Source organism: Armatimonadota bacterium, from assembly GCA_031081585.1.
Lineage (GTDB): Bacteria > Sysuimicrobiota > Sysuimicrobiia > Sysuimicrobiales > Humicultoraceae > Geohabitans > Geohabitans tengchongensis.
On record JAVHLY010000008.1, the window covers coordinates 69,121 to 95,818 of the forward strand.

The window sequence follows — 26,698 nt, forward strand, 5'->3', positions numbered from 1 at the left end:
CAGCCGCATCCGAGGGTCAGTTGCCGCTCCGAGGTCAGCCGCCGCATCCGAGTCCGCACCTCGATCGGAGGCGGCTCAGACATCCTCGGGATGGAGGAGGAGGGCTACGCCGAGCTGGAGGGCTTCCTCGATCACTTCCCGCTCCTCCTGCGGTGCCGCATCGGCGCGGCGGCGCATCTCCCGGATAAATCGGCCCACCAGCGTGCGCTCGGGGAAGGCCTCGAGCATGGCCTCGTCCAGGAGGGGGCGTCGGGCATCGCGCACCCGGGCGCGGAAGCAGACCTCCTGCAGGGCGTCCTCCAGCGCACGCGGATCAGGCTCCGCCCCGGGGGGGGCCAGGCCGGTGAGCACGACGTCCAGGACGGTGTCGGGATCGGCCTCGGCCAGCAGGTCGGTCTGCACCTGAGCGGGGTCGAGTCCGGTCACGTCCACCTGCCGCCGCCGGTAGCGCCGCCGGCCCACCGGCACAGGCTCGACGATCGCCGCGCGGGGGGCGGAGATGGTGACGAGCAGGACCTGCCCCCCTTCCTGGTCCATGGCGAGGAACTCCGGCGCCCCGGCATACCAGGCGGGCGTCGGCGGGCCGGTGACCTGGGAGGGGGAGTGCCAGTCTCCCAGTGCCAGGTAGTCGAGGCCTAGCGCCCGGATGTCCGCCGGGTGGATCGGGCCCTCCTCCACCACCCCCTCGCGGTAGGCGCTCCCGTGCGCGACGCCGACGGCGAAGCGGGTGGTCGTCGGACGGCGCGGCCAGGCGGCCAGCCCTGCCGGGCCGTCCGGCCCCACCGACTGCCCCAGCAGCGTGAGGTCGAGGTCGGGGTAGGTCACGGCCTCGGGCGCCAACCCGAAGAGGTGGACGTGCGGCGCCTCCTGGAAGCGGGCCCGGGTCCACACGCTCTCCTCGACCAGCGGGTCGTGGTTCCCGGCCACCACCGCCACGCGGACGCCTCCCTCGCCCAGCTGTCGGAACTGGTCTCGGACGAAGGCGACCGTCCCCTCCCCCTGCCGCGGCGAGTGGAAGAGGTCGCCCGCCACCACGAGGAGGTCCACACGCCGCTCCAGGGCCACCTCGACGATGCGGGCGAAGGTGCGGCGCAGCTGCTCCCGGTGTTCTCTTCCGCGCTCGCCCAGGCCGGGGAAGGCCATCCCCAGGTGCAGGTCGGCGGTGTGCAGCAGGGTGAGGGGTCGGTCCGACATCGACGGCGCCCAGCGGGCTCGTCCCGTCAGCCGTCCGCGGGCGGATCGCCCGTGGCGGTGTAGGGGCAGATGGTGTTGAAGGCGCAGAAGCGGCAGGCCTGGTAGTAGTCGGGCGTGGCGATGAAGTTCCCCGCCCGCACCCCGGCGGCGGCGTGCTCGATGTCGGCCCGGGCCTCCGCCACGAGCGCCTCGTCGGGGACGACCTCCCCCACGAGCACCCCCTGCGGCCCGAGGAAGTGCAGCTCAAGCCGGGCCGGCAGCGTCCCGTAGACCTCCCGGTAGGCCAGCGCGTAGATGGCCAGCTGGCGGCTCTCCCGGGCGCGGCGGTGCGCCTCCTTGGGCTGGCGCACGTCGCTGGTCTTGAAGTCGATGATCACCGGCTCCCCGCTGCGCAGGTCCACCCGGTCCCACCGCCCCTTGACGCGCGTCGCCCCCACCTGGACGGAGAAGGGCGCCTCGACGAAGGTGGGCCGGTTGCCCTGGGCCTCCTGGAACTCGAAGAAGCGGCGCAGGACCGTGCGCCCCTCCTCCAGGCGCTGGTCCTCGTGCTCCCGGCTGATGAACCCCTCGTTCACCCAGGCCCGCTCGAAGGTGCGCAGCAGGTCCTCCAGCGTCACCGCCTGCGCGCGGGCCTTGCGCCGGTTGTACTCGCGCACCGCCTCGTGCACCGCGCTGCCGTAGACGACGCGGTGGTCGCGCAGCAGCGGCACCCGCAGGATGTGGGTGTACTTGAACTTCAGCGGGCAGGTCTCGTAGTCGTCCACCTGGCGGAAGGAGAGGACGAGCGGCTGGTCGGGCGGCAGCACGCCCGCCAGCGCCTGCTGCCCGTCCGTGGGCGGGGCGTGGCGGTGGATCGTCTCCACCGGTGAGGCGCGGAAGACGCTCCCCGGGGGGTCGGCGGCGGGGCGGTCGAGGGCCTCCAGCACGAAGCGGCTCACCTTGCGCGGCCGGGCCCCGCCGTAGTCGCGGGCGCTGGTCAGGACCAGCTCGTCCCGCGCCCGCGTCATCCCCACGTAGAACAGGCGCCGCTCCTCCTGCAGGTGCGCGTCGCCGGTGGGCAGGACGTCCTTGACGAGGGCGTCGGGGAGCGGGAGCGCCTCCCCGCGGTGGCGGGTGGGGAAGCGGTCGGCCACGCACGAGACCAGGAAGACCACCGGGAACTCCAGCCCCTTGGCCTTGTGCACGGTGAGGACGTTCACGGCATCGACGTCGGGATCGGCCTCGGCCACGGGAGGGTCGTCGCCGGCGGCGATGAGCTCGTCCAGGCGGCGCACGAACTCGGGGACACGGTCGTAGGCGGCCACCTCGCCGTAGCGGGCGACGATGTCGAAGAAGCGCGCCAGGTTGGCCACGCGCACCTCGTCCTCGGGGACGCCCGAGGTGGCCAGGCGGCGCACGTAGCCGGTGCGCGCCACCAGGTACTCGTAGAGGACGCGCCCGGTGGGCAGGTCCTTCATGGCACGGCGCATCTCGTCCAGGTCCTCGAGCAGCCGGCCGATGGCGGCGCGCGTCTCCGGCCCGGTCTCGGCGGCCAGGTCGGGGAACTGGTCGAGGTGGCGGTAGACGAACTCCAGGGTACGGTTCTTGCGGCTGGCGTAGGCGAGCGCCTTGGCCAGGTCGGTGGGGTCGAGCAGGTAGAGCGGCGAGATCCCCAGGTAGTAGAGGCTGAGGTTGTCGGCGGGGTTGGCCAGCACGCGCAGGAAGGCGATGACCAGGCGGACCTCCTCGCGGTTGTAGAGCCCGCGGCTGCCGGTGAAGCGGTGAGGGATCCCCTTGAGGTTGAGGGCGCGCAGGAAGGGGTCGGCGTCCCCGTTGCTGCGCACGAGGATGGCGAAGTCGCGGTAGCGGCGCCCGCCGGCCTCCACCGCCGCGGCGATGCGCGCGGCCACGCCGTCCGCCTCGCTGCTGAGGGTGTCGAAGACCAGGTGCTCCACCACCCCCGTCGGCGCCGGGCCCTCCACCTCGTCGCGCACCGCCACCAGGCGCTTGTCGATGCCGCTGCGCACCTCCAGGCGGTCCGGGTCGTTGTGGCGGATCAGCCGGTGGGCCGCGTCGAGGATGGGCTGGCGGGAGCGGTAGTTGCGCGTGAGGACGACCTGGGTGGCTTGCGGGTAGGCCTGGGTGAACCCCAGGATGTTGCTGATGGAGGCCCCGCGGAACTTGAAGATGGCCTGGTCGTCGTCGCCCACCACGGTGATATTGGGACGGGCCGCACCGAGCAGGCGGACGAGCTGGAACTGGGCGTAGTTGGTATCCTGGAACTCGTCCACCAGGATGTACGCGAAGCGCTCCTGGTAGCGGCGCAGCACCGCCGGACGCTCCCGGAAGAGGCGCAGCGGCAACGTGATCAGGTCGCCGAAGTCCACCAGCCCCGCGCGGGCCAGCATCGCCTGGTAGGCCTGGTAGGCGGCAGCCAGCTCCTCCTGCTGGCGGGCCAGGTCGGCCAGCTCCGCCTCCTCGGGGCGGGCCGCGGCGTCGGCGGCCACCCGGGCCGCGTAGGCGGCGTACTCGTCCGGGGAGACGTCCTCGTCCTTGGCCCGGCTGAAGAGCGTGATGAGCGCCTCCACGTAGCGCGTCGGGTCCCCCAGCGGCCGGTACAGCCGCAGCGGCAGCTCGAAGAGGCGCTCCTTGAGGAAGATCACCTGCTCCGCCCGCGACAGGACCCGGAAGTCCGGCGGGAGCCCGGCCTCGAGCGCGTGCTCGCGCAGCACGCGGTCGCCGAAGGCGTGAAAGGTGGAGATCCAGATGTCGGTGTAGCCGTAGGGGACGAGCAGGTCGACGCGCTCCTCCATCTCCCCGGCGGCCTTGTCCGTGAAGGTCACGGCCAGGATCTCGCCCGGGCGGGCGCGGCGGGCGGCGATCAGCCAGGCGATGCGCCGGGTGATCACCGTGGTCTTGCCGGTGCCGGCCCCGGCGACGATGAGGAGGGGCCCCTCGCCGTGGGTGACGGCACGGCGCTGCTCCTCGTTGAGCCCCTCCAGCACCCGCTCGGCCGGCGGCGCGTCGCTCAGGACGGGGAGCGGGGCGTCCAGGTCGAGCGTGATCTGGGCCGAGTGGTGCGTCACGGTACCTCCCGTCCGGTGACGGTCGGTGCCACCTCCCGCGCCAGCCGGCGCAGGAGGTCGGCGACCACCTCCGGGCTGAAGCCGCGGCGTGCCAGCAGCCCGGCCACCCGCCGCAGCCGCACCTCAGGTGGCAGCGCCCGGGTGCGGGCGAGGTGGCGGCGCGCCAGGGCCTCCGCGCGGGTCCGCTCCTCCTCCGGCTGCCAGGCGGCCCGGAGGGCCTCGTCGACCAGGTCGGGCGGCACCCCGCGGGCGCGCAGCTCGGCACGGAGGCGCCGGGGACCCGCGCGGCCGAGGGCCAGCCGCCCTTCCACCCAGGCACGGGCGAAGCGTCGGTCGTCCACCCACCCGGCGGCCGCCAGCCGGTCGAGGACCCGCGCCACCGTGGTCGGGTCGAACCCGCAGCGCCTCAGGCGGTGCTCGAGCTCCGCCCGGCTGCGCAGGCGGACCTTCAGCAGGCGCAACGCGGCGGCCCGAGCCTCTGCCTCTTGCGCCAACCGGTCGAGCCGGCGCAGGAGCAGGTCGTCCACCCCCTGCCCCGGCTCGAGCCCCAGACGGCTGATGTCGTCCGCGTCCAGCACCAGCCGCCGTCCATCGTCCAGCCAAACGGCGCGGCGGGCTCCGCCTCGCCCGGCGGGGCGGATGCGGACCACCTGCCTCATCCGACGCGGACCTCTCGTCAGCCTCTCGCCTTGGCCGCAGCCTCCTTGGCTGGCGCTACGGGCTCTGCTCCGCGCGCCCGGGACGGGATGGCGACAGGCGCGGGCGAGACGGCAGGGACGGGGGGCGCACCGGTCGCCGCGACCTCCCCGGGGCCGCCTGCGGCAGGGCGGCGGGTCAGACCGAGCTTCTCCCGCACCCGCTGCTCGATCTCCCGCATGAGCTCGGGGTTGTTCTCGAGGAAGTCGCGGGCGTTGTCGCGCCCCTGCCCCAGGCGCAGGTCGCCGTAGGCGAACCAGGTGCCGGTGCGGGTGACCACGCCCACCGCCTGGGCCACGTCCAGCACGCTTCCGGCGCGGGAGATCCCCTGGCCGTAGAAGATGTCCACCTCGGCGTCGCGGAAGGGCGGGGCGACCTTGTTCTTCACCACCTTGACCCGGGCGCGCATCCCCTTGACCTCCTCGCCGCTCTTGATGTTCTCGGTGCGGCGGATCTCCATGCGGACGGAGGAGTAGAACTTGAGCGCGCGGCCGCCGGTGGTGGTCTCGGGCGAGCCGAAGAGCACCCCGACCTTCTCCCGGATCTGGTTGATGAAGATCACGGTGGTGCGGGACTTGGCGATGGCCCCGACCAGCTTGCGCAGCGCCTGGGACATGAGGCGCGCCTGCAGCCCCACGTGCGCGTCCCCCATCTCCCCCTCGAGCTCGGCGCGGGGCACAAGGGCGGCCACCGAGTCGATGACGATGACGTCCACGGCGCCGCTGCGCACCAGCATCTCGGCGATCTCCAGGGCCTGCTCGCCGCTGTCCGGCTGGGAGAGGAGCAGGCTGTCGACGTCCACGCCGACCGCCCGCGCGTAGTTGGGATCCAGCGCGTGCTCGGCGTCGATGAAGGCGGCCACCCCGCCCTCCCGCTGCGCCTCGGCGATGATGTGGTAGCCCAGCGTGGTCTTGCCCGAGGACTCGGGGCCGTAGATCTCCACCACCCGTCCCCGCGGCACCCCGCCGACCCCCAGCGCCACGTCCAGGGCCAGGGCCCCCGTGGAGATGACCTCTACCTGGAGCCGGGCGGTGGCCTCGCCGAGCTTCATGATCGAGCCCTTGCCGAACTGCTTCTCGATCTGGGTGAGGGCCAGTTCCAGCGCGCGCTGGCGTTCGTTCATGCTGCTAGCCTCCTGCCGGCCGCGCCGTGGGGCCGCGGCGAGATGGGGGAGACGGCCTCGTGCTGCCATGCATACCAAACATCTGTTCGCATGTCAAGGAACGCCGTCCCCGCGGCTGTCTCGGCTTTCGTTCACCCTAATCGGCCGGCCCGCCGAGTTTTTCGGGGTGGCGCCACTGCCCGGGTCCACCACATCTAGTGCCTCCTCCCTGGAAGACTTCAATAGGTGGCCCAGGGGCACCTCCTCGACCACGGTATAGCGGGCGCCCCCCCGCCCCAGGTGGCTCTCCATGACCGCCAAGCGGTCGGCGACCTGGGTCCCCACCGGCGTCTCCCGGAAGGTACTGAGTGCCCGCACCACGTCCCCCCACTGCCGGCGATCCCGGACGCGGGTCAGCGTGAGGTGGGCGACGTAGGGGCGATCCTCCCGGGGGAAGTGGTGTGGGGCCAGCGCGTCGTCGAGGGCACGCGAAAGTCGGGCCAGCCCCTCCGCGCCCTCGCGCACGCCCACCCAGATCACCTGGGGACGGTGCAGCGACGGGAACGCCCCGATGCCCTGGAGGGTGAGCGGGAAGGGGGAGGCCGCCGCCGCCACCGTCCGCGTGGCCCGCCGGACCAGGGCCACCTGCACCGGCGTGATCTCTCCCAGGAAGCGCACCGTGAAGTGCAGCTGCTCCGCGCGGATCCACCGGACGGGACCGCCGGCCGCGGTGATGCGCCGCTCCAGCTCGACCACCGCACCGGCCAGGGCGGGATCCAGCGGTACTGCGATGAAGATGCGGTGACGGGCTGCCATCCGGGGAGGCGTCCTCACCCGGGGACGCGGGAGGCGCGCAGCAGGTAGAGCCGGAGGAGGTTGAGCGCGGCCTGGCTGGTGAGCGCCTTGACGGCCCGCCGCCCGGGGGCGGCGCCGAAGCGCACCTCCTCCACCCGCTCCTCGACGCCGTCGGTGAGGGCCAGGTAGACCAGCCCCACGGGCTTCTCCGGGGTGCCGCCCGACGGCCCGGCGATGCCGGTGACACCCAGCCCCAGGTCGGCGCCCCCCACGCGGCGGGCGCCGGCGGCCATGGCGGCCGCCACCTGCGGGCTCACCGCCCCATAGCGGGCCAGCAGCTCGGGTGGCACCCCGAGCAGGGCCGTTTTGGCCTCGTTGCTGTAGGCCACCACCCCGAGCCGCAGGTAGGCAGAGCTCCCGGGGATGTCGGTGAGGCGGTGGGTGATGAGGCCGCCGGTGCACGACTCTCCCACCGCCAGCGTGAGGGCGCGCCGGCGCAGGAGCTCGCCCACTACCCCCTCCAGCGTCTCCTCATCCACCCCGTAGACCAGGTCGCCCAGGCGGGCGCGGACGAGCCGTTCCCCCTCGTCCAGGGCTGCCGCCACCGCCTCCGGCGTGCCCTTGGCCGTGAGCCGCAGGTGGACCTCGCCGAGCTTGGCGTAGGGGGCGACCGTCGGGGTGGTCATGGCGAGGAGGTCCTTGATGCGTTCCTCCACGGCCGACTCCCCCAGGCCGGTCACGCGCAGGATGCGCGAGCGGATCACCTCCCCGCCGGTGCGCTCCCGCAGCCAGGGGAGGAGGAAGTCCTCCACCATGGCCTCCATCTCCGCCGGCACCCCGGGCAGGATGACGATGGTGGCTTGCCCGTGGGTAATGGCCACGCCGGGGGCGGTACCGCGGCGGTTGGGGATGAGCCGGGCCCCCTGGGGGAGCAGCGCCTGCTTGTAGACCGAGGCGGCTGCGGGGCGGCGCCGCGTCTCGAAGAAGGTGCGGATGTGCTCGCGGGCCTCGGGCCGCTCGACCAGCGGCAGGCCCAGCAGGTCCGCCACCGCGGCGACGGTCAGGTCGTCCTCGGTGGGGCCGAGCCCCCCGGTCATGACGACCAGGTCGGCCCGCTCCAGCGCCAGCCGCACGGCCTGCTGGATGCGGGCGGGGTTGTCGCCGACGGTCTGCTTGAAGTAGAGGTCCACGCCGTGCTCGGCCAGGACGCGGGCGAGGAAGGCGGCGTTGGTGTCGGTGATCTGGCCCAGCAGGAGTTCGGTCCCGACGGAGATGAGTTCGGCGCGCATCGTCCTCGTGACGGGGCGGGCGTCGGCGCGGCGCCTGCCGCCCCCTCACTGTTTCGGGGGCCTCCGCGACACTCCTGGCGTGCCGGCTCCCTGCCCGGCGGGCCGGCACGCTGCCGGGAGCTGTGCCGGCGCGGCCGAGGAGATTTGGGGGAGAGAATGATTGCCGTCGGCCGGCGTGGTAATTGTCTTCCTCGGAATCCAATCCTGGAGCAGAGGAGGGACGGATGACCAAACGGGAGCTGGCCAACGCGGTAGCGGAAGAGCTGGAGCTGAGCAAGAAGGACGGCGTGCGCGCGGTCGACGTGGTCTTCGAGGAGATCACGCGCGCGCTCAAGCGGGGCGAGCGGGTGAGCGTCCCCGGCTTCGGCATTTTTGCGGTCCGGGACCGCCCCGCCCGCATGGGGCGCAACCCCCAGACCGGTGAGGCCATCAGGATCCCGGCGAGCCGCAAGGTGGCGTTCCGGGCGAGCAAGGACCTGAAGCTGGCCGTCGGAGCCACCAGGCGCAAGCGCTGACCGGCCAGACGACGACCGGGCGCCGCTCCGGATCCCCCCGGGGCGGCGCCCGTCTTCAGGGCATCGGAGAGGTGGCGCGGAAGGTCCGGGTCACCACTTCCCCACGCGCCCCGAGGCGGCCGAGCGGTTCCCCGTTCACCGTCAGGTCGACCCCTCCCGCATTCCCGATCCGTATGGTCACTTGGCGCTCCGCCCGCCAGGTGCGGGCTTCGCCGGCCTGCAGGATCCCCTGGAAGACCCGGTCGCCGTCGGCGGTGACCCGCAGCCAGGAGGCCTCGTGGACGGAGACGGTGAGCGTCACGCCGGTGGGGGCCTCCGGCGTCGGCGAAGGCGCCACCGCGGGTGCCGGCGGCGGGGACGCTTCGGCGAAAGGCCGGCCCCCAGGGGAGGGGACCGCGGTAGCCGCCGCCTGTGGTGCCGGCGGGAGGGGCCGGGCGAACTCGACCACCTGCACGATCAGGACGTACGTGAGGAAGAGCCCCAGCGCCAGTGCCCCCCAGGCCGCGTAGCGGAGGTAGCGTTGCACCGGGCTGGGCGGCGCGCCGGGCTCGATGATGATCTCGCCGGGGCCGCCATGAGGCCGCGGGGCCGGCGGAACCGCGCGGTTGAAGGCGGCGACCAGCGGGGCGGGGTCCAACCCCAGCAGGCGGGCATAGGCCCGCAGGTAGCCGCGCGCGTAGATGGGCGGGGGCAGCGCCGCCAGGTCTTCGCGTTCCAGCGCTGCCAGGTAGGTCTCGCGGATCCTGGTCAGCCGGGCGACGTCGGCCAGGGAGAGGCCGGCCCGTTCCCGGGCGTGCCGCAGCGCCGGGCCGAACCCCTCCGGAGCGGCGTCCTCTCCCGGCACGGGCGCTAGGCGGGGAGGCGCTCCTCGGTCAGGGCCAGGGCGATGCGCGCGGCCAGGGCGGCGTTGGCTTCGAGCAGCGCCAGGTTGGCGCGCACCGCCGCCCCCTGGGTCAGCCGGTCGACCTCGGCCAGGAGGTAGGGCGTCAGGTCCCCGCCGCGGATGCCCTCCCGCGCCGCCGCCTCCACGGCCCGCGCCACGGCCTCGCGCACCAGCCCTGCCGGCAGTCGGGCGTCAGGCGGGGGCGGGTGGCAGACCAGCAGCGCCGACGGGTCGCCCAGACGCTGCTTGGCCCGGTAGATCGCCGCCGCCTCGGCCGGGGAGTCGACCTCCCAGGGGACGGGGTAGCCGCTGTCCGGCATGTAGAAGAGGGGGAAGCGGTCGGTCCCGAAGCCCACGACCGTCACCCCGCGGGTATCGAGCGCCTCCAGCGTCGCCCCCGGATCGCAGATCGCCTTGGTCCCCGAGGCCACGAGCACCAGCGGGCGGCGGGTGAGCTCGTCCAGGTCGGCCGAAACATCCCACGTCCGCTCGGCGCCGAGGTGGACCCCGCCGATGCCGCCGGTGGCCTGCACCCGCACCCCCAGGGCGTGGGCCACGGCCAGCGTGGCCGAGACGGTCGTCCCGCCGGTGGCTCCGCGCGCCAGCGCCACCGGCAGGTCGCGACGCGCCACCTTCACCCCCCGGGCGTCGGCCAGCCTGCTCAGCTCGTCCGGCCCCACGCCCACGGTGATGCGGCCCTCCAGCACGGCCACCATGGCGGGCACGGCCCCGGCCCGCCGCACCGCAGAAGCCATCCGCTCCGCCGCCTCCAGGTTGGCAGGATGCGGCAGGCCGTGCGTGACCACAGCCGACTCCAGCGCCACCACCGCCGCCTCCAGGCCCAGCGCCACCTGGATCTCGTCGCTCACGTGGAACTCGTGGTACCCGCCCATCCGGCTCACCTCGGGGAGCCTCTCCTGTTGGAGGTGTTCCCGACTGCGGGGCGGAATCCCCTGCCGTCCCGTCAGGGCGTCCCCGCTCCGGCGCGGGCCTCCTCCGCCAGCACCCGTCGCAGCACCTTGCCGATCAGACTCTTCGGCAGCGTCTCCCGCACCTCGATGGCCCGGGGCACCTTGTGCGGGGCCAGGCGTTCGCGGCAGTGAGCGATGAGCGCCTCCGCGGTCACCGTGGCCCCCGGCTTGAGCGCCACGAACGCCTTCACCCGCTCGCCGCGCTCCCGGTCGGGCATCCCCACCACCGCGGCCTCGCGCACGGCCGGGTGCTCGTAGAGGACCTCCTCCACCTCCCGCGGGAAGACCTTGAGCCCGCCGACGTTGATCATCTCCTTCTTGCGGTCCACCAGGTAGAAGAAGCCGTCCTCGTCCATGCGCGCCATGTCCCCGGTGAGCAGCCAGCCGTCGCGCAGCGCCCGCGCCGTGGCCTCCGGCTGGCGCAGGTAGCCGGCCATCACCTGGGGCCCGCGCACCGCCAGCTCGCCCACCTCGCCCGGGGGCAGCGGTTGCGCCGTCTCGGGGTCGACGATGCGCGCCTCGGTGTCGGGCAGCGGGATTCCGATGCTCCCGGTCTTCCGGTGGCCCCACACCGGGTTGCAGTGCGTGACCGGCGCGGCCTCGGTCAGCCCATACCCTTCCACCAGGCGGCCGCCCGTCCGGGCCTCCCACTCCTGCTGCACGGCCACCGGCAGGGCCATCGCCCCGCTGATGCAGGCGCGGATGGAGCCGAGCGGCGTGCGTGCCAGCGCCGGGTGGGCCAGCAGCGCCATGTACATGGTGGGCACGCCGTGGAAGTAGGTGGGGCGGTGGCGCCGCACCGCCCGCAGGACCAGGGACGGGTCGAAGCGCGGGATCAGGACGAGCGTCTGCCCCTGGGCGAATCCGGCGTTGAGGACGGCCGTGAGGCCGTAGATGTGGAAGAAGGGCAGCACCGCCATGGCGGTCTCCGCGCCGGGCTGCGCCCGGGGGTTCCACGCCACCACCTGCGTGACGTTCGCCACCAGGTTGCGGTGGGTGAGGACCGCGGCCTGCGGGGTGCCGGTGGTGCCGCCGGTGTACTGGTACTGGGCCGGGTCGTCCGGCCGCACCGCCACCGGGCGCAGCGGCGCCGGCTGGAGCAGCGTGGCGAACCGGTGCAGGCCGGGCCCCCACGGGACGCGCACGCGCTGCCCCTCGCGCGCGGCCTTAAGCGGGTAGAGGAGCCGCAGGGGCAGCGGCATGTACGCGGTGATGGGCGTGACGACGACGTCGCGGACGCCGGCGCGGCGGGCGGCCGGCAGCACCGCGGGGGTCACCAGGTCGAGGGTGACGGCCACGCGCACGCCGGCGTCCTGGAGCTGGTGGGCCACCTCGCGCTCGGTGTAGAGCGGGTTGTGGGGGACGGCCACACCGCCGGCCTTCAGGATGCCGTAGTAGGCGATGACGAACTGGGGACAGTTGGGCAGGTGGAGGGAGACCGGCGTCCCCGGCTCCACGCCGAGGCGCTGCAGCCCGGCGGCGAACCGGGTGGCCAGCGTGTCCAGGGCGGCATAGGAGAGCGGGCGCCCGAAGAAGACCAGAGCGGGGCGCGGGCCGTAGCGCCGGGCTGCCTGCTCCAGCAGGTGGTGGACGGGGTGATCCGGATAGGTCAGGTGGGCCGGGACGCCGGGGTCGTAGAAGCGGACCCACGGCGGTGAGACGATCTCCTCGGGACGAACGGCCACGGGCCTCACCTCCGCGTGCAGCCTCTCTGCCGCCCTTCGGTGTCGGAACACTCCCTCCCTCCACCGCCCCGGTGCGGACCGACGGCCCGACTTTCGCCACCGGCCTCCGCGAACGCGGCCTCAGGCCAATATCATCCGCATCGGCTGGAGCTGTCGCGTGAAGGGGTTGAGGACCAGGCCGAGGATCTCCAGGGTCACCACTCCGAGCAGGGCCTCGTCCCCCGGTTCCCCCAGGATCACCGGGGTGCGCGCCTCGCCCTGGGGGAGGATGATGTCACACTCCGACACGCCCCGCTCGACAGCCGTCCCATCGGCCAGCATGAACGTCACGCGCCTGGTGGGGTGAGACCCAGGTGCCGCCAGACCTCGTGGGGCAGGAGCGTGTAGGTGGCGCCGCTGTCCACGAGGAAGCGTACGGTCGCCTCCCTCGCATTCGGTTCCCGGACGGTCCCTTCGATGTACGTGACGCCCATGAGGAGCGCGCTCACTCCTCCTCCTTGGCGTAGGGGATCCCGTCGGCGGCCGGCGGCTGGGCGCGGCGCACCACCCCGGCCAGCACGAGGATCGTGACGATGTGGGGCAGGACGGTGATGAACTGGTACGGGATGCGCAGCGCCACGACGCGCAGGCTGAGCGCGTCGAAGTAGCCGAAGAGCGCCGACGCCCCCAGGGCCCCTACCGGCCACCAGTTGCCGAAGATCATGGCGGCCAGCGCGATGAAGCCGCGCCCCTGCGTCATCCCCTCCAGGTACCCGTGGCCCTGCTCGATGGCCAGGTACCCGCCGGCGAAGCCGGCCAGCGCCCCGCTCAGCAGCACCCCCAGGTAGCGCATGCGGTAGACGTCGATGCCGAGGGTGTCGGCGGCCAGCGGGTGCTCCCCCACCGCGCGCAGCCGCAGGCCGAAGCGCGTGCGCACCAGCACCCAGTGCCCCGCCACCACCAGGAGGAGGGCCAGCGGGATGACCGGGGAGAGGTTGCGCGCCACCGGCGCCAGCGCGGGGAGGTCGCGCAGCAGCGGGAGGGAGATGGGCGTGAACCCCTCGATCCCCGGCGACTGCGTGGCCACCCGGAAGAAGAGGATGTTGAGGAACCGGGCCAGGCCCACGGCCAGGAGGTTGAGGGCCACCCCGCTGATGATCTGGTCCACCCGGAAGGTGACGGTGACGACGGCGTGGACCAGGGCGAGCGCCATGCCGGCCAGCACCGCGGCGCCCATGCCGGCGAGCGGGGCCAGGTCGGGGACGGCGGCCACCAGCCCCGGCAGGGCCTGGGCGGTGAAGTAGGTGGCGGCGGCACCCCAGAAGGTGCCCATGATCATCATGCCTTCCAGGCCGATGTTCACCACCCCGCCGCGCTCGGTGAAGACCGCCCCCAGCGCCGCCAGCAGGATGGGCACGGTGAGCCGGACCGCGGAGGCCAGGAGTGCTGCGCTGAGCAGCGTCCGGAGGAGTTCCGGGACTTCGCTCACGGCCCGCCGCCTCCGGCCGCCTCCCCCGCCCGCCGGCCCTCCCCGAGCGCCGGCAGCAGCGCGCGGGCGGGCTCGGCCCGGGCGGCCTCGCGCTTGCGCAGGGCGCGGAGGTAGCGCGTCAGCAGCTCGTAAGCCACGACGATGGCCAGGATGATCACGCCCTGCATGATGGCGATGACCTCGCGCGGCACCCCGGCGAAGACCTGCACCCCCTGGGCCCCGCGGTCGAGGAAGGCCAGCAGGAGCGCCGCCGGGATGACGCCCACGGGGTGGTTGCGCGCCAGCAGCGCCACCGAGATGCCCAGGAAGCCGTAGCCCTTGGGAAAGTCGATGTCGAAGTAGCCGAAGAAGCCCAGCGTGTCGCTCAGCCCGACCAGCCCGGCGACGGCCCCGCTGAGCAGGAACATCGTGAAGAGCACGCGCCCGAGCGGGATGCCCGCCGCCTCGGCCGCCTGGGGGTTGGCCGCCACGGCGCGCACCTCGAAGCCGAAGGTCGTGCGGCGCAGGACCAGGGCGAAGAGGACGCACAGCAGGAGCCCCACCACCAGCATCCAGTTCAGGCTGGAGTAGCCGGGGATCTGCAGCCCCACCAGGTCGAGCACCGGCCGCAGCGAGGGCAGCCGGGCGCCGGGCAGGACGTCGGGGGTGCGCACGCGCGGGGTCCCCGCCTGGGCGGGGTCGCGCAGCAGCCCCGGTTCGAGCAGGTAGAGGACGAGGGCGGCGGCGATGTAGTTCATCATGATCGTGGTGATGACCTCATGGGCACCCCGCCGCAGGCGCAGGGCGATGGGCAGGAAGGCCCAGGCCATGCCGCCGGCCGCCCCGGCCAGCACCGCCAGCGGCAGGTGCGCCACCGCGGGCAGGCCGCGCACGGCGAACCCCACGTAGGCGGCCAGGATCGCCCCGACGTAGTACTGGCCCTCCACGCCGATGTTCCACAGCGACGCGCGGAAGGCCAGCGCCGCCGCCAGGCCGGCCAGGATCAGCGGCGTGGCCTTGAAGAAGATCGAGGCCAGGCTGTCCGCCCGCGTCAGGGTGAAGCGCAGCATCTGCCCGTAGACCGCCAGCGGGTCCCGGTCGATGGCCAGCAGGATGCCCGACGCCACCACCGCCCCGAAGAGGATGGCCAGCAGCGGCGTCAGGACCTGCAGCAGTAGGAGGCGCGCCGGCAGGCTCACGCGGGGACCTGGCGCTTCGCGCCGGTCATGTAGAGGCCCACCTCCTGCGGGGTGACCTCGCCCCGCCGGAACTCCCCCACCACCTCGCCGTGGAAGAGCACCCCGATGCGGTCGGCCAGGGAGAAGACCTCGTCCAGGCTCACGCTGACCAGCAGCACGGCCATGCCCCGGGCCTTGGCCTCCATGAGCTGCTGCTGGACGAACTCGGTGGCCCCGATGTCCAGCCCGCGGGTGGGCTGGGCCGCCACCAGCACCTGCGGGTCGAAGGCGAACTCGCGGGCGACGACCACCTTCTGCTGGTTGCCGCCCGACAGCGCCAGCGCCGGGGTGGCCAGGGAGGGGACGCGCACGTCGTAGGCGCGCACGCGGTCGGCGGCGAAGCGGTCCACGGCCGCCTGGCGCAGCAGCGGGCCGCGGGTGAACTCGGGCCGCGTGTGGTGCCCCAGGACGAGGTTCTCCCGCACCTCCATGGGGAGGACCAGGCCGCGCCGGTGGCGGTCCTCGGGGATGTGGGCCACGCCCAGCAGGCGGATGGCCCGCGGACCGGCGTGGGTGACGTCCCGCCCGTCGATGAACAGGCGCCCGCGGGCGATGGGCCGGAGCCCCACCAGGGCCTCGACCAGCTCGCTCTGCCCGTTCCCCTCCACCCCGGCCAGCGCGTAGATCTCCCCGGCGCGCACCTCGAAGGTCACGTCGCGCACGCGCGGCAGCCCCCGCCCGTCCAGCGCCCACAGGCCCTCGGCGCGCAGCCGCACCGGCCCCGGGACCGTCTCCCGCCGTTCCACCGCCAGCAGGACGGGGCGCCCCACCATCATCTCGGCCAGCTGGGCCCGCGTGGTCGCATCCGCCCGGACCGTTCCCACCACCGCCCCCCGGCGCAGGACCGTCACCCGGTCGGCGATGGCCAGGACCTCCTCCAGGCGGTGGCTGATGAAGATGATCGTCTTGCCCTGGGCGCGCAGGCGGCGCAGGTTCTCGAAGAGGTCGTCCACCTCCTGCGGCGCCAGCACGGCGGTCGGCTCGTCGAGGATCAGGACCTCGGCGCCGCGGTAGAGCACCTTGATGATCTCGACGCGCTGCTGCTCCCCCACGGAGAGCTCGGCCACCAGCGCCCGCGGGTCGATGGCGAACCCGTAGCGCTGCGCGATGGCCGCCACCGCGGCCTCGGCCTCGCGGAGGGCCAGGCGGTCCCCGCGGCGCACCGGCTCGGCGCCGAGGATGACGTTCTCGGTGACGGTGAAGCGCGGGATGAGCATGAAGTGCTGGTGCACCATGCCGATCCCCAGCCGGAGGGCCTGGCGGGGCGACTCCAGGCGCACGGGCCGCCCGCGCACCACGACCTCCCCCTCGTCCGGCAGGTAGAGGCCGTAGAGGATCTTCATCAGCGTGGACTTCCCCGCGCCGTTCTCCCCGACCAGCGCGTGGATCTCCCCGGCGTGGACGCCCAGGTCCACCCGGTCGTTGGCGACGACGCCGGGGAAGCGCTTGGTGATCCGCCGGAGTTCGATGACGGGCGTACGGGCGTCCATGGCTGCGTCAACGACTTCGCCGCCCTGGCGGCCGGGACCCTTCCCGGGCGGCCTGGCGGCCGCTACGCTGGTCCGGTGGAGATGACGACGGTCGGCACCCCCGTGCTCTGGATCGGCTTCACCCTCTTCATCCTGGCCATGCTGGCGCTGGACCTGGGCCTCCACCGGCAGGCCCACGTCATCGCCACGCGCGAGGCGCTGGGGTGGAGCGTCTTCTGGATCCTCCTGGCCCTGGCCTTCAACGCCGGCGTCTGGGTCTGGTTCGGTCCGGAGCGGGGCCTGGAGTTCCTGACCGGGTACCTGATCGAGAAGTCGCTCAGCGTCGACAACCTCTTCGTCTTCCTCGTCCTCTTCCGCTACTTCGCCGTCCCCCCGGCCTACCAGCACCGCGTGCTCTTCTGGGGCATCCTCGGCGCCATCATCTCCCGGGGAGTGTTCATCGTCGTGGGGGCGGCGCTCCTGGCCACCTTCCACTGGGTGATCTACCCGTTCGGCGCCATCCTCATCGTCAGCGGGGTGCGGATGCTGCGGTCCGAGGAGCAGGAGATCCACCCCGAGGCCAACCCGGCGGTGCGGCTGGCCCGCCGGGTCCTCCCCGTCACGCCGCGGTACGAGGGTGCCCGCTTCCTCGTCCGGCAGGGTGGGCGCCTCATGGCCACGCCGCTGTTCCTCGTGCTCGTGGCCATCGAGGCCACCGACATCGTCTTCGCCCTGGACTCCATCCCGGCGATCTTCGCCATCACCCGCGACCCCTTCATCGTCTACACGTCGAACATCTTCGCCATCCTCGGCCTGCGCGCGCTCTACTTCCTCATCGCGGGGCTGCTCCTGCGCTTCCGCTACCTCCACGTCGGGTTGGGCCTCGTCCTCGTCTTCATCGGCGGGAAGATGGCCGCCAGCGACCTCGTCCACGTCCCGGTGACGCTCTCGCTGGGCGTCGTGGCGGTGCTGATCGGCGGGGCCATCCTCCTCTCCCTGCTACGGCCTTCGCCGGCGCCCGCGCTGCCGCCCGCGGCGCCGCTGCCCGCGGCGTCCGGCGGCGAAGGACACGACGAGGGATGACCCGCCCGGGCCATCCCCCGTCGCCGTCCCGGACGCCACGGCTTACCGCTTACCGCCGCGCCTTGAGGAAGGCCTCCAGCTCGGCCTTGGTCGTGGGGACCTTGATCTTCCCCGCTACGATGTCCCGCTTGAGAGCCTCCAGCCGTGGGACGATGTCCTGGATCATGCTGCGGTTGTACTGGTTCACGGCGTAGCCCACGCCGTTCTCCCGCAGCCCGAAGGTGCGGATGCCCGGCTTGAAGGTGCCGTTCACCACCGAGCGGATCGCCTCGTAGACGGCCACGTCCACCCGCTTCAGCATGCTGGTGAGGATGTACCGGCGCTGCTCGGGCTTGACCGTGAGCGACTGGTCGGCGTCCACCCCGATGGCCAGCTTGCGCTTGAGGGCCGCGGCCTCGAAGACCCCGATCCCGGTCCCGCCCGAGGCGTGGTAGATGATGTCCGCCCCCCGGTCGTACTGGGCGCTGGCCAGCTCCTTGCCCTTGACCGGGTCGCGGAAGGCCTCCCCGGTGGTCCCGGCGTAGTCGCTGAAGACCTGGATGGTGGGCTTGACGTACTTCGCCCCGGCGATGTAGCCCACCTCGAACTTCTCGATGAGCGGGATCTTCATCCCCCCGACGAAGCCGATCTTGTTCGTCTTGGACTTCAGCGCCGCCGCCGCGCCCACCAGGAAGGAGCCCTCCTCCTCCTTGAACAGCAGGCTGACCACGTTGGGCTCCTTGTCGATGAAGCCGTCGACGATGGCGAAGCGCACGGCGCGGAAGTCCCGCGCCACCCGGGTGATGCTGTCGGTGAAGAGGAACCCGATCCCCAGGATCAGGTCGTAGCGCTCCCCGGCCAGCAGCCGGAGCAGCTCCTCCCGGTTCTCGCCCCCCGCCGCCGGCTCCAGTTCCTTGGTCTCGATGCGGGCCGCGAACGTCTTGGCCGCCCGGTCCAGGCCGGCGGCCGCCATGTCGTTGAAGGAGAGATCCCCCCGGCCGCCGACGTCGTAGACGAGCCCGATGCGCAGCGTCCGCGCCTGCGCGCTCGCCATGCCGCCCCAGGTCCCCAGCGCCAGCACCGCCACCAGGGCCAGGACGAGCCACCCTCGGATCCTCGTCATCTGCCACCCCCTCCCTCGCCGGGCGTCCCCGGCGATGTCACGCCTCTATCGTACCGGATCGCGCGGAGCGCCCGTGCCGCCGGGCCGACGGCCCGGCCGACCGCCGGCGGCGCGGTACTTCGCGACGCCAGGCACCCGCGCCTGCCCGCTCCCTCCCGTGGCCGGCGCGTGCGGCCACCGGCCGGTGCGGGATACCCCGTCCTCAGCGGCGCTCAGCCCCCAGTGGCGCTCAGTCCTGGGCCCTCAACCCTCAGGGGCGCCCGGCCTCGTCGTCCTCCGGCCGCGCCCGGAGGAGCCGCTCCAGCCCCTCCACCCCCACCAGCACCTCCCGCGGGTTGCTCCCCTGGGCCGGCCCGACGATGCCGCGCTCCTCGAGCTGGTCGATGAGCCGCGCGGCGGTGACGTAGCCGATGCGCATCTTCCGCTGGAGGAGCGAGACCGAGCCGTACCCGGCGCGGACGACGATGCGGGCCGCCTCGCTGAGGCGCGCGTGGTCCTCGCCCCCCTCCCCCGCCGCCATCTCCCGCCCGGCCTGGAGCAGGCTCTCGTCGAACTGCGGGCGCCCCTGGCCCCGCCACCAGTCCACCACCGCCTGGATCTCCCCGTCGGTGATGAAGGACCCCTGCGCCCGCATGGGCCGGGAGGCCCCGATGGGCAGGAAGAGCATGTCCCCCCGCCCCAGCAGTTTCTCCGCGCCGGGCGTGTCGATGATCGTCCGGCTGTCCACCTGGGAGGAGACGGCGAAGGCGATGCGCGAGGGGATGTTGGCCTTGATGAGCCCGGTGATGACGTCCACGGAGGGACGCTGGGTGGCCACGACCAGGTGGATGCCAGTGGCGCGGGTCATCTGGGCCAGGCGCACGATGACGTCCTCGAAGTCGGCGGGCGCCACCATCATCAGGTCGGCCAGCTCGTCGATGACGATGACGATGAAGGGGAGCGGCTCGACGTCGGTGAGGGCGTTGTAGGCCTGGATGTTGCGCACCCCCGCCCGGGCGAAGCGCTCGAAGCGCTGCTCCATCACCCGGAGCATCTCCTTGAGCGCCCCCGCCGCCGCCCGCGGGTTGGTGACCACCGGGACGAGCAGGTGGGGGATGTCGTTGTAGTGGGTCATCTCCACCCGCTTGGGGTCGATCATCACCAGCCGCACCTGACGCGGGGTGTAGCGGAAGAGCAGGCTGGCGATGATGGCGTTCAGCATCACCGACTTGCCCGACCCGGTGGCGCCGGCGATGAGCAGGTGGGGCATCTCGGTGAGGTCGGCGACGATGGGGTGGCCGGCGATGTCCTTCCCCAGCGCGATCACCAGCGCGCCGGGGTGGGCCTGGAATTCGGGCAGCGCCAGGATCTCCCTCAGGTGGACCAGGCTGGCCTTCTGGTTGGGCAGCTCGATCCCCACGGCGGACTTCCCCGGGATAGGGGCTTCGATGCGCACGCTGGGCGCGGCCAGGTGGAGGGCGATGTCGTTGGTCAGGCTGGCGATGCGCTGGACCTTCACCCCCGGCGCCGGCTGGACCTCGAAGCGGGTCACCACCGGCCCCTGCTCCCAGTGGACGACGCGCGCCTCGACGCCGAAGGAGGCGAGCGTCTGCTCCAGGTGGCGGGCAGTCTCGGCCGGGTCCCAGCGGCCGCGCCGCGTCTGCGGGAGGTCCGCGAGCAGCGACAGCGGCGGCAGCTGGTAGGCCTCCGGGGTGTCGGGGAGGAGGGACTCCTGGTGTCCCTCCTCGCGGCGCTGCCGGCGGCGGCGGACCGCCGGCGGGAGGGGCTCGTCGGGGCTGCCCCGGTCGGCGCCGGCAGTCGCGGCGGGCGCGCTGCGCGGGGGGGACTGCGCACCTCCGGGCACGCCCGGGGTCGCGGCAGCGGTCTCCGACGCTCCGGCTGCGCCCGGCGAGACGGCATGCTCCGGGGCGACAGCCGCCTTCCCGCGGGCAGGCATCCCCGCGGCGGCGCCCCCCAGGGACGCGGCGGACGGGCCGCCTTCGAGGACGGGCACCGGCGTCCCCGCGGGCCGGTGCGCCCGCAGGCGGGCGGCAGCCGTCGCCACCGCTGCAGCCGCCCGGACGCGCGCCCGCTCACCGGCCGTCGAGGCCCACACGGCCACGGCCGGCGCGGCGCGACGCCACCCGCGCTCCGCCCACGCTGTCGTCAGGCGGGCCAGGCGCCCTGCCCCCTGCCACAGCGCCGCGGCGCCCCGCAGGATCAGGCCGGGGACTAGAGCCACCAGGGTCAGGAGCAGCTCGGCCAGCCGCCGCACCGAGAGGCCGGCGAGCAGCAGGAGCGCGCCCGCACCCCCGACCGCCAGGAGGAGCCAGAGCCCGGGCTCGCCCAGCAGGCGGCGCGCCGCCCACACCAGCACGGCACCGACCGTCCCTGTCCCCTCGCCCCGCCGTGCCGCCGCGAACTCCAGCCCCGCCGGGACGCGGGCGTGGACGGCGGCCAGGAGCGTCGCCGCGGCCAGCGCGAGCCCCACCAGCCGCCGCGTGATGCGGAACCGTCCGCGGGCCGCGGCGAGCACCAGCCCGACCACCAGCAGCACCGTCGGGAGCGCCGGTGCGGCGCGGCCCAGGGCCAGCCGTTGCCACCGCTCCAGCGCGATGGCCACACCGCCCGCCCGCGGCAGGAAGCTGATCGCCAGCACGAGGGCGGTCAGCAGGCAGAGGACGCCGATGCCCTCGCGGCGGCGGGCGGCAGTGGGTCGGCGACGCCGGGCCACGGTGCTCCTCACCGGGTGGCCGCAAGCACCGCGAGGCCCGCCGCCCAGCAGTAGAGGGCGAACCCGCCGAGGCGGCTGCGCCGCAGCACGGCCAGCAGCCAGCGGATGGCCGCGGCGCCCGAGAGGGCGGAGACCACAAACCCGGTGGCGAGCTGTGCCGGGGTGTAGCCGAGGCTCGCCGCTTCTCCCAGGTCGCGCAGCGAGAAGAGGCTGGCTCCCACCAGCGCGGGCAGGGCGACGAGGAAGGAGAGGCGGGCGGCGTCCTCCCGCCCGAGCCCCCGCCACAGCGCGGCGGCGATGGTGATCCCAGAACGGGAGATGCCCGGCACGATGGAGACCGCCTGGGCCAGTCCCAGGACCAGCGCGTCGAGGGCGCCGGCGTCCTCGGCACGGCGGCGGCCGCGCTCGCGCGCGAGGAGGAGGATGAGGCCGGTCAGGAGCAGCTGTACGGCCACCCCCCGGACCGAGGTGAACATGCGCTCCAGCGGCTCGAGGAAGAGCAGGCCAAGGGCCGCGGTGACCACGGTGGCCAGCAGGACCACGCCGGCCAGGCGGCTGTCCGGGTCCTCGACAGGCCGACCCCCCGGAGCACCGCGCACCCGGGTATGGCGCACCCAGCGGACGGCGGCGGCGACCAGGCGCCGGACGTCCGGCCAGAAGAGCATCAGCACGGCCAGGGCCGTGCCGAGGTGCAACACCGCCTCCAGGACGAGGCCGGGCCGAGGCAGGCGGAGGAAGTGCTCGGCGAAGAGCAGGTGGGCGGTACTGCTCACGGGGAGGAACTCGGTCAGCCCCTGGACGAGGCCGAGGAGGATCAGCTGCGCCATTCAGTGCTCCGACGGCGGGGCCGCGGCCCCGGGGTGCATGGCGTGCGAGGACCCAATCGCCCTCGATTGTAGACGATCCGCCCTCCCCCGGCCACCGACGCCGCTGGCCGCCGTCCCGCCGGCGGGACGGCGGCCCATCCTCGCTCAGCCGCCACGGGACGGAGGGCCCCTGCGGGTCCGGGCCCTCCGGATCCCGGGCGGAGGCGCCGTACGGGGCCCGGTCGGAGGCGTCGTGCGAGACCCGGGCGCAGGCGCCCGCCGGGCCGCCTCCCGCAGCCCCTCGAGGAGGCGCGGGATCTTGCGGAAGTCCCGCCGCAGCACCACCGCGCAATCCTCGCGCCCCGGGCCCACCCGGGCATGGCGGACGGCGGCGGCCGGGTGGAAGGTCGGCAGGATGACGCGGTCACCCTGGCGGATCGGCTGCCCGTGCACCTCGTCCAGGCGCCGTCCCGGCAGGAAGCAGCGCAGGGCCGTGCTCCCCAGCGTGACCACCAGGCGCGGGCGCAGGAGCGCGAGCTGCTGCTCAAGCCAGGGGCGACAGGCGGCCACCTCGGCGGGGCGCGGCGGCCGGTTGGGGCCGTCGCGGGTGTCGGTCGGGCGGGACTTCAGGACGTTGGTGATGTAGACCTCGTCACGCCGCAGCCCCGCCTCCTGCAGGAGCAGGTCGAAGACCCGCCCGGCCGCGCCGACGAGGGGGCGCCCCTGCAGGTCCTCGGTCCGTCCGGGCGCCTCGCCGACGAAGACCACCTCGGCCCCCACCGGTCCCTCCCCGGGGACGGCCTGGGTGCGAGTGCGCCACAGCGGGCAGCGGGTGCAGCCGCGGATCTCCTCGTGCAGGCGGGCGAGGGCGGCTGCGCGCTCCTCCCGCCCTGCCGGGACGGTGGTGTGGTCGCCGGCCGCGGCCCGTCCCTCCGCGCGCCCGCGCTACGCCGCCACCGGGACGAGGTTGAGCTCCTGCAGCACCGCGGCGATCTGCTCCCGCTCCCGGGGCGTCGCCTCCACCAGGGGCAGGCGCGGCCGCCCCACGTCGAAGCCGCTGAGGGCCAGCGCCGCCTTGAGGGGCACCGGGTTCGTGGTGATGAAGAGCACCTTGAACAGCGGCAGGAGCTTCAGGTGCAGGGCCAGCGCGGTGCGCACGTCCCCGGCCAGGAAGGCGCGGATCATCTGGCCGATCTCCTGGCCCACCAGGTGGCTGGCCACGCTGATGACGCCCGTCCCGCCCACGGCCAGCATCGGCAGGGTGAGACTGTCGTCGCCCGAGTAGATCAGGAAGTCCGGCGGGGTGCGCCGGCGCACCTCCGAGGCCTGGTCGAGGCTGCCGCTCGCCTCCTTGAGGGCCACGATGTTGGGGACCTCGGCCAGACGCGCCACCGTCTCGGGCAGGCAGTTCACCCCGGTGCGGCCCGGGATGTTGTAGAGGACGACCGGCAGGTGGGTGGCCTCCGCCACCGCCTTGAAGTGGGCGTACAGCCCGTCCTGCGACGGCCGGTTGTAGTAGGGGTTGACCAGCAGCACGGCGTCCGCCCCGGCCCGCTCCGCCTCCCGGGTGAGGTGGATGGAGTGGGCCGTGTCGTAGGTGCCGGTGCCGGCGATCACCTTCACGCGCGGCCCCACCGCCTCGCGCACGGTGCGGACGAGCGTGACCTTCTCCTCGTCGGTGAGGGTCGGGGCCTCGCCGGTCGTACCGGCCACCACCAGCCCGTCCGACCCGCGGTCCGCCAGCCGCCGCGCCAGCTCGGCGGCGCGGGCGTAGTCCACGCGGCCCTCCCGGTCGAAGGGCGTCGCCATCGCCGTGATGACGTGTCCCAGGTCCACCATGAGCCGTCCCTCCCTCCCGCCGCTTCCCGCTGCTACCCGGGGGCTTCCTGCTCCGAGCGTACCTCTTCGCCCAGCCCGAACTCGTCGTGTAGCGCGCGCAGGGCGGCCTCCATCTGGTCGCGGCGCACCAGGCAGGAGATGGTGGTGTGGGAGTCGGCGGTCTGGAGGATGTCGGCCCGCGCCTCCCGCAGCGCCTTCACCACGCGCGCCATCACCCCCGGCATCCCCCGCATCCCCGCCCCGATGATGGAGACCTTGGCGCAGGGGCGGGTCACCGTCACCTCGTACCCGGCCTCCTCCAGCAACCCCCGCGCCCGCTCGTCGTCCTCCGCCCGCACGGTGAAGGCCAGGAGCTCGGGCATGAGGGTGATCAGGTCGATGCTGATCCCGTGGCGGGCCAGCAGGTCGAGGGCCTGCAGGGGGTGGTCGATCCCCTCGCCCGGCGGCCGCCGGACCTTGAGCTGGACGACGTCGGGCAGGTGGGCCAGGGCGATGACGGGGCGCCCGTCGCTAATGGGCACACCGAGTTCGGGTCCGCGCACGAGCGTCGTGCCTCCCCACTCCGCGGCGCCAAGGGGCCGGATGACCACCCGCACGTCGTGCTCCCGGCCGATGTCGGCCGCCCGCGGGTGGATCACCCGGGCGCCGAGGGCGGCCATCTGCGAGACCTCGTCGTAGGAGATCTGCGTGATGACCCGCGCCTGCGGCACCACTTTCGGGTCCGCGGTCATGATTCCTTCCACGTCTTTGTAGATCTCCACCCGGTCGGCCCCCAGCGCCGCCCCCAGGGCCACCGCGGTGGTGTCGCTGCCGCCGCGGCCCAGCGTGGTGATCTCCCCCTCGGGGGTGGCGCCCTGGAACCCGGCCACGACCACGACCGCGTGCTGGGCCAGGTGCCGGCGGACGCGCGAGGGGTCGATGCGGACGATGCGGGCCTCGCCGAAGTCCCCCGTGGTCTGGATGCCGGCCTGGGCCCCGGTCAGCGGCACGGCGGGACAGCCCGACCGCTCCAGGGTATGCGCCAGCAGCGCCGTGGAGATGATCTCGCCGCAGGAGAGGAGCAGGTCGAGCGTGCGCGGGGCCACGTCGCGGTCGACGGTGTGGGCCAGGCCGAGCAGGGTGTCGGTGGCGTACGGGTCCCCCTCGCGCCCCAGGGCCGAGGCCACCACGACGACGTCGTACCCGCGGCGGCGCGCGGCCATGACCTGCTCCGCCACCTGGGCCCGCCCCTCCGCGGTGGCCAGGAGCAGCCCGCCGTACTTCTGCACGATGATGGGCATCCCCGTGACCGGTGGCGGTGCGGCGGTCAGGCGCCGGGCGCCCGTGCCGGAGTGGACCGCGGGCGCAGGTGCCCCCGGGCCACGAGCGCCTCGGCGATCTGGATGGCGTTCAGGGCTGCCCCCTTGCGCAGGTTGTCGCTGGCCACGACGAAGGTCAGCGCCGGCTCGTCGCCCGGCACCCGGCGGATCCGCCCCACCAGCACCGGGTCGCGCCCCGCGGCCCGCAGCGGCGTGGGGTAGCGGTCCTCCTCGGGGGCGTCCTCCACCGCCACGCCGGGCGCGGCGGCGAAGAGGCGGCGGGCCGCCTCCGCGGTCAGCGGCTGCGCCAGGTCGGCGTGGACCACCAGGGTGTGCCCCACGAGCACGGGCACGCGCACCGTCGTCACCGACACCGGCAGGTCCACCTCGAGGATCTTGCGGGTCTCCGCGACGACCTTGGCCTCCTCCTCGGTCATCCCGTCCGGCCCCCAGCGCCACTGCGGGCGGACGTTGAAGGCCAGCGGGTCCCGGTCGCCGGCCAGGGCGGCGATGCGCTCGCTGTCGCCGCGCACGAGCGCGTCGGGGTCCTGCAGCAGCGCCCGCGTCTCGTCGAGCAACCGCCGCAGGGTGTCGGCCCCCCCGCCCGAGGCGGACTGGTAGGTGCTGACCACGACCCGCCGCAACCCCACCGCGCGCTGCAGCGGGGCCAGCGCCATGACCAGGGCGGCGGCGCAGCAGTTGGGGTTGGCGATCACGCCCTGGTGGCGGGCCAGGGCGTGGCCGTTCACCTCGGGGACGACCAGGGGGACGCGCGGGTCCTGCCGCCAGGTGGAGGAGTTGTCCACGACCACCGCCCCCGCGGCGGCCGCGCTCCAGGCGAAGCGGCGGCTGGCGTCGTCGCCCCCGGCGAAGAGCACCAGATCGCAGGCGGCCAGCGCAGCCTCGCTGGTCTCGGCGACGGTGACGTCGCGGCCCCGGAAGGGCAGCGTCCTGCCGGCGGAGCGCGCCGTGGCGAAGAGGCGCAGCGCCGCCACCGGGAAGCGGCGCGCGTCCAACAGGCGGACCATCTCGCCACCGACGAGGCCGGTGGCGCCGACCACGGCCACGGTGTAGCCGGAGCGTCCGGCGGGCTCGGGCGTGGGCATGGACGGTTCAGGGGATGTGGCCATGTCGCTCGTCCTGACCTCCCGCTAGCATACCCTGCGCTGATTCGCGCCGCCTCCTCGCACCTCCTTGCCGCGCGGAGCCCCCAGGGCCGTATCCTTGTGAGCGTGCGCACGCCGTCGCGTCGGAGGATGCCGTGAGCCCGCTCTTGCACGTCAAGTGGTTCGTCGACCCCGCCCGCTACCCGGCGCGCCTGGACGCGGAGGCGCTCGCGCGCACCGCCCTGGCCCTCGGCGTCGCGGCCGCCGCGGTCGCCGCGGCCGCGGTCCTCGACCGGCTCTGGCAGCGCTACCGGCGACCGGTCGCGGTCACCCTGCCGGTGGCGGCGGTGGAGCGGTTGTTCGCCTGGCTGCCGCTCATCCTCGGAGCCCACCTGGCGGTGC

22 protein-coding genes and 1 pseudogene are annotated in these 26,698 nt (G+C 74.0%); 3 read left to right on the forward strand and 20 right to left on the reverse strand.

Annotated elements, in window-relative coordinates; genetic code table 11:
- Positions 1-75: 75 nt before the first annotated feature.
- From RB146_04760 to RB146_04785, 6 genes are all read right to left on the reverse strand, one after another.
- Positions 76-1,194 carry a DNA repair exonuclease gene (locus RB146_04760; protein MDQ7828291.1) on the reverse strand — a complete coding sequence of 373 codons (1,119 nt, stop codon included), beginning with the start codon at positions 1,192-1,194 and terminating at the stop codon, positions 76-78.
- A 26-nt stretch (positions 1,195-1,220) separates the two neighbouring features.
- Positions 1,221-4,259 carry an ATP-dependent DNA helicase gene (locus RB146_04765; protein MDQ7828292.1) on the reverse strand — a complete coding sequence of 1,013 codons (3,039 nt, stop codon included), beginning with the start codon at positions 4,257-4,259 and terminating at the stop codon, positions 1,221-1,223.
- The gene (locus RB146_04770) at positions 4,256-4,918 is read right to left on the reverse strand and encodes a regulatory protein RecX (GenBank protein MDQ7828293.1); all 663 of its coding nucleotides are present in this window, start codon (positions 4,916-4,918) and stop codon (positions 4,256-4,258) included. Before RB146_04770 ends, RB146_04765 begins: the two co-directional genes overlap by 4 nt.
- A gap of 17 nt (positions 4,919-4,935) precedes the next feature.
- On the reverse strand, positions 4,936-6,078 hold the full coding sequence (gene recA, locus RB146_04775) for a recombinase RecA (GenBank protein ID MDQ7828294.1): 1,143 nt from the start codon (positions 6,076-6,078) through the stop codon (positions 4,936-4,938).
- Positions 6,079-6,171: 93 nt separating this feature from the next.
- Complete coding sequence (gene thpR / locus RB146_04780; protein ID MDQ7828295.1) at positions 6,172-6,873, reverse strand: RNA 2',3'-cyclic phosphodiesterase; 702 nt, start codon at positions 6,871-6,873, stop codon at positions 6,172-6,174.
- A 14-nt stretch (positions 6,874-6,887) separates the two neighbouring features.
- Positions 6,888-8,141, reverse strand: coding sequence for a competence/damage-inducible protein A (locus RB146_04785; GenBank protein ID MDQ7828296.1), 1,254 nt, complete (start codon positions 8,139-8,141; stop codon positions 6,888-6,890).
- Between the two features lie 224 nt (positions 8,142-8,365).
- Between RB146_04785 and RB146_04790 the strand changes: the two genes are divergently transcribed.
- Complete coding sequence (locus RB146_04790; GenBank protein ID MDQ7828297.1) at positions 8,366-8,656, forward strand: HU family DNA-binding protein; 291 nt, start codon at positions 8,366-8,368, stop codon at positions 8,654-8,656.
- Between the two features lie 55 nt (positions 8,657-8,711).
- On the opposite strand, the gene RB146_04795 is transcribed toward RB146_04790, so the two are convergent.
- From RB146_04795 to RB146_04825, 7 genes and pseudogenes are all read right to left on the reverse strand, one after another.
- A complete protein-coding gene (locus RB146_04795; protein ID MDQ7828298.1) occupies positions 8,712-9,500 on the reverse strand; it encodes a DUF4115 domain-containing protein in 789 nt (262 codons plus the stop codon).
- A 5-nt stretch (positions 9,501-9,505) separates the two neighbouring features.
- Positions 9,506-10,432, reverse strand: a complete 927-nt coding sequence (locus RB146_04800) for a pseudouridine-5'-phosphate glycosidase (protein MDQ7828299.1) — start codon at positions 10,430-10,432, stop codon at positions 9,506-9,508.
- A gap of 71 nt (positions 10,433-10,503) precedes the next feature.
- The gene (locus RB146_04805) at positions 10,504-12,195 is read right to left on the reverse strand and encodes a long-chain fatty acid--CoA ligase (protein MDQ7828300.1); all 1,692 of its coding nucleotides are present in this window, start codon (positions 12,193-12,195) and stop codon (positions 10,504-10,506) included.
- Between the two features lie 120 nt (positions 12,196-12,315).
- Positions 12,316-12,668 (reverse strand): annotated as a pseudogene (locus tag RB146_04810) (aspartyl protease family protein).
- Positions 12,669-12,679: 11 nt separating this feature from the next.
- The gene (locus tag RB146_04815) at positions 12,680-13,663 is read right to left on the reverse strand and encodes an ABC transporter permease (protein MDQ7828301.1); all 984 of its coding nucleotides are present in this window, start codon (positions 13,661-13,663) and stop codon (positions 12,680-12,682) included.
- Positions 13,660-14,841 (reverse strand): ABC transporter permease, encoded by a 1,182-nt coding sequence (locus RB146_04820; GenBank protein MDQ7828302.1) that lies wholly within the window; start codon positions 14,839-14,841, stop codon positions 13,660-13,662. Before RB146_04820 ends, RB146_04815 begins: the two co-directional genes overlap by 4 nt.
- On the reverse strand, positions 14,838-16,370 hold the full coding sequence (locus RB146_04825; GenBank protein ID MDQ7828303.1) for an ABC transporter ATP-binding protein: 1,533 nt from the start codon (positions 16,368-16,370) through the stop codon (positions 14,838-14,840). The genes RB146_04820 and RB146_04825 overlap by 4 nt, the downstream gene beginning before the upstream one ends.
- 81 nt (positions 16,371-16,451) lie before the next feature.
- Between RB146_04825 and RB146_04830 the strand changes: the two genes are divergently transcribed.
- Positions 16,452-17,432 carry a TerC family protein gene (locus RB146_04830; GenBank protein ID MDQ7828304.1) on the forward strand — a complete coding sequence of 327 codons (981 nt, stop codon included), beginning with the start codon at positions 16,452-16,454 and terminating at the stop codon, positions 17,430-17,432.
- 49 nt (positions 17,433-17,481) lie between these two features.
- Here RB146_04830 and RB146_04835 read toward each other — a convergent pair whose 3' ends face one another.
- The 7 genes from RB146_04835 to RB146_04865 form a co-directional block, all read right to left on the reverse strand.
- The gene (locus RB146_04835) at positions 17,482-18,534 is read right to left on the reverse strand and encodes a BMP family ABC transporter substrate-binding protein (protein MDQ7828305.1); all 1,053 of its coding nucleotides are present in this window, start codon (positions 18,532-18,534) and stop codon (positions 17,482-17,484) included.
- 250 nt (positions 18,535-18,784) lie between these two features.
- Positions 18,785-21,247: a DNA translocase FtsK gene (locus RB146_04840; protein ID MDQ7828306.1), complete on the reverse strand. Its 2,463-nt coding sequence runs from the start codon at positions 21,245-21,247 to the stop codon at positions 18,785-18,787.
- Between the two features lie 8 nt (positions 21,248-21,255).
- Complete coding sequence (locus RB146_04845) at positions 21,256-22,074, reverse strand: undecaprenyl-diphosphate phosphatase (protein ID MDQ7828307.1); 819 nt, start codon at positions 22,072-22,074, stop codon at positions 21,256-21,258.
- A 144-nt stretch (positions 22,075-22,218) separates the two neighbouring features.
- Complete coding sequence (locus RB146_04850) at positions 22,219-22,911, reverse strand: uracil-DNA glycosylase (GenBank protein MDQ7828308.1); 693 nt, start codon at positions 22,909-22,911, stop codon at positions 22,219-22,221.
- 87 nt (positions 22,912-22,998) lie between these two features.
- Positions 22,999-23,892, reverse strand: a complete 894-nt coding sequence (dapA, locus tag RB146_04855) for a 4-hydroxy-tetrahydrodipicolinate synthase (GenBank protein ID MDQ7828309.1) — start codon at positions 23,890-23,892, stop codon at positions 22,999-23,001.
- Between the two features lie 32 nt (positions 23,893-23,924).
- Positions 23,925-25,172, reverse strand: coding sequence for an aspartate kinase (gene dapG / locus RB146_04860; GenBank protein ID MDQ7828310.1), 1,248 nt, complete (start codon positions 25,170-25,172; stop codon positions 23,925-23,927).
- A 26-nt stretch (positions 25,173-25,198) separates the two neighbouring features.
- Positions 25,199-26,320: an aspartate-semialdehyde dehydrogenase gene (locus RB146_04865; GenBank protein ID MDQ7828311.1), complete on the reverse strand. Its 1,122-nt coding sequence runs from the start codon at positions 26,318-26,320 to the stop codon at positions 25,199-25,201.
- Positions 26,321-26,451: 131 nt separating this feature from the next.
- Between RB146_04865 and RB146_04870 the strand changes: the two genes are divergently transcribed.
- Positions 26,452-26,698 (forward strand): hypothetical protein (locus RB146_04870; GenBank protein ID MDQ7828312.1); only part of this gene is annotated, 247 nt, incomplete at its 3' end.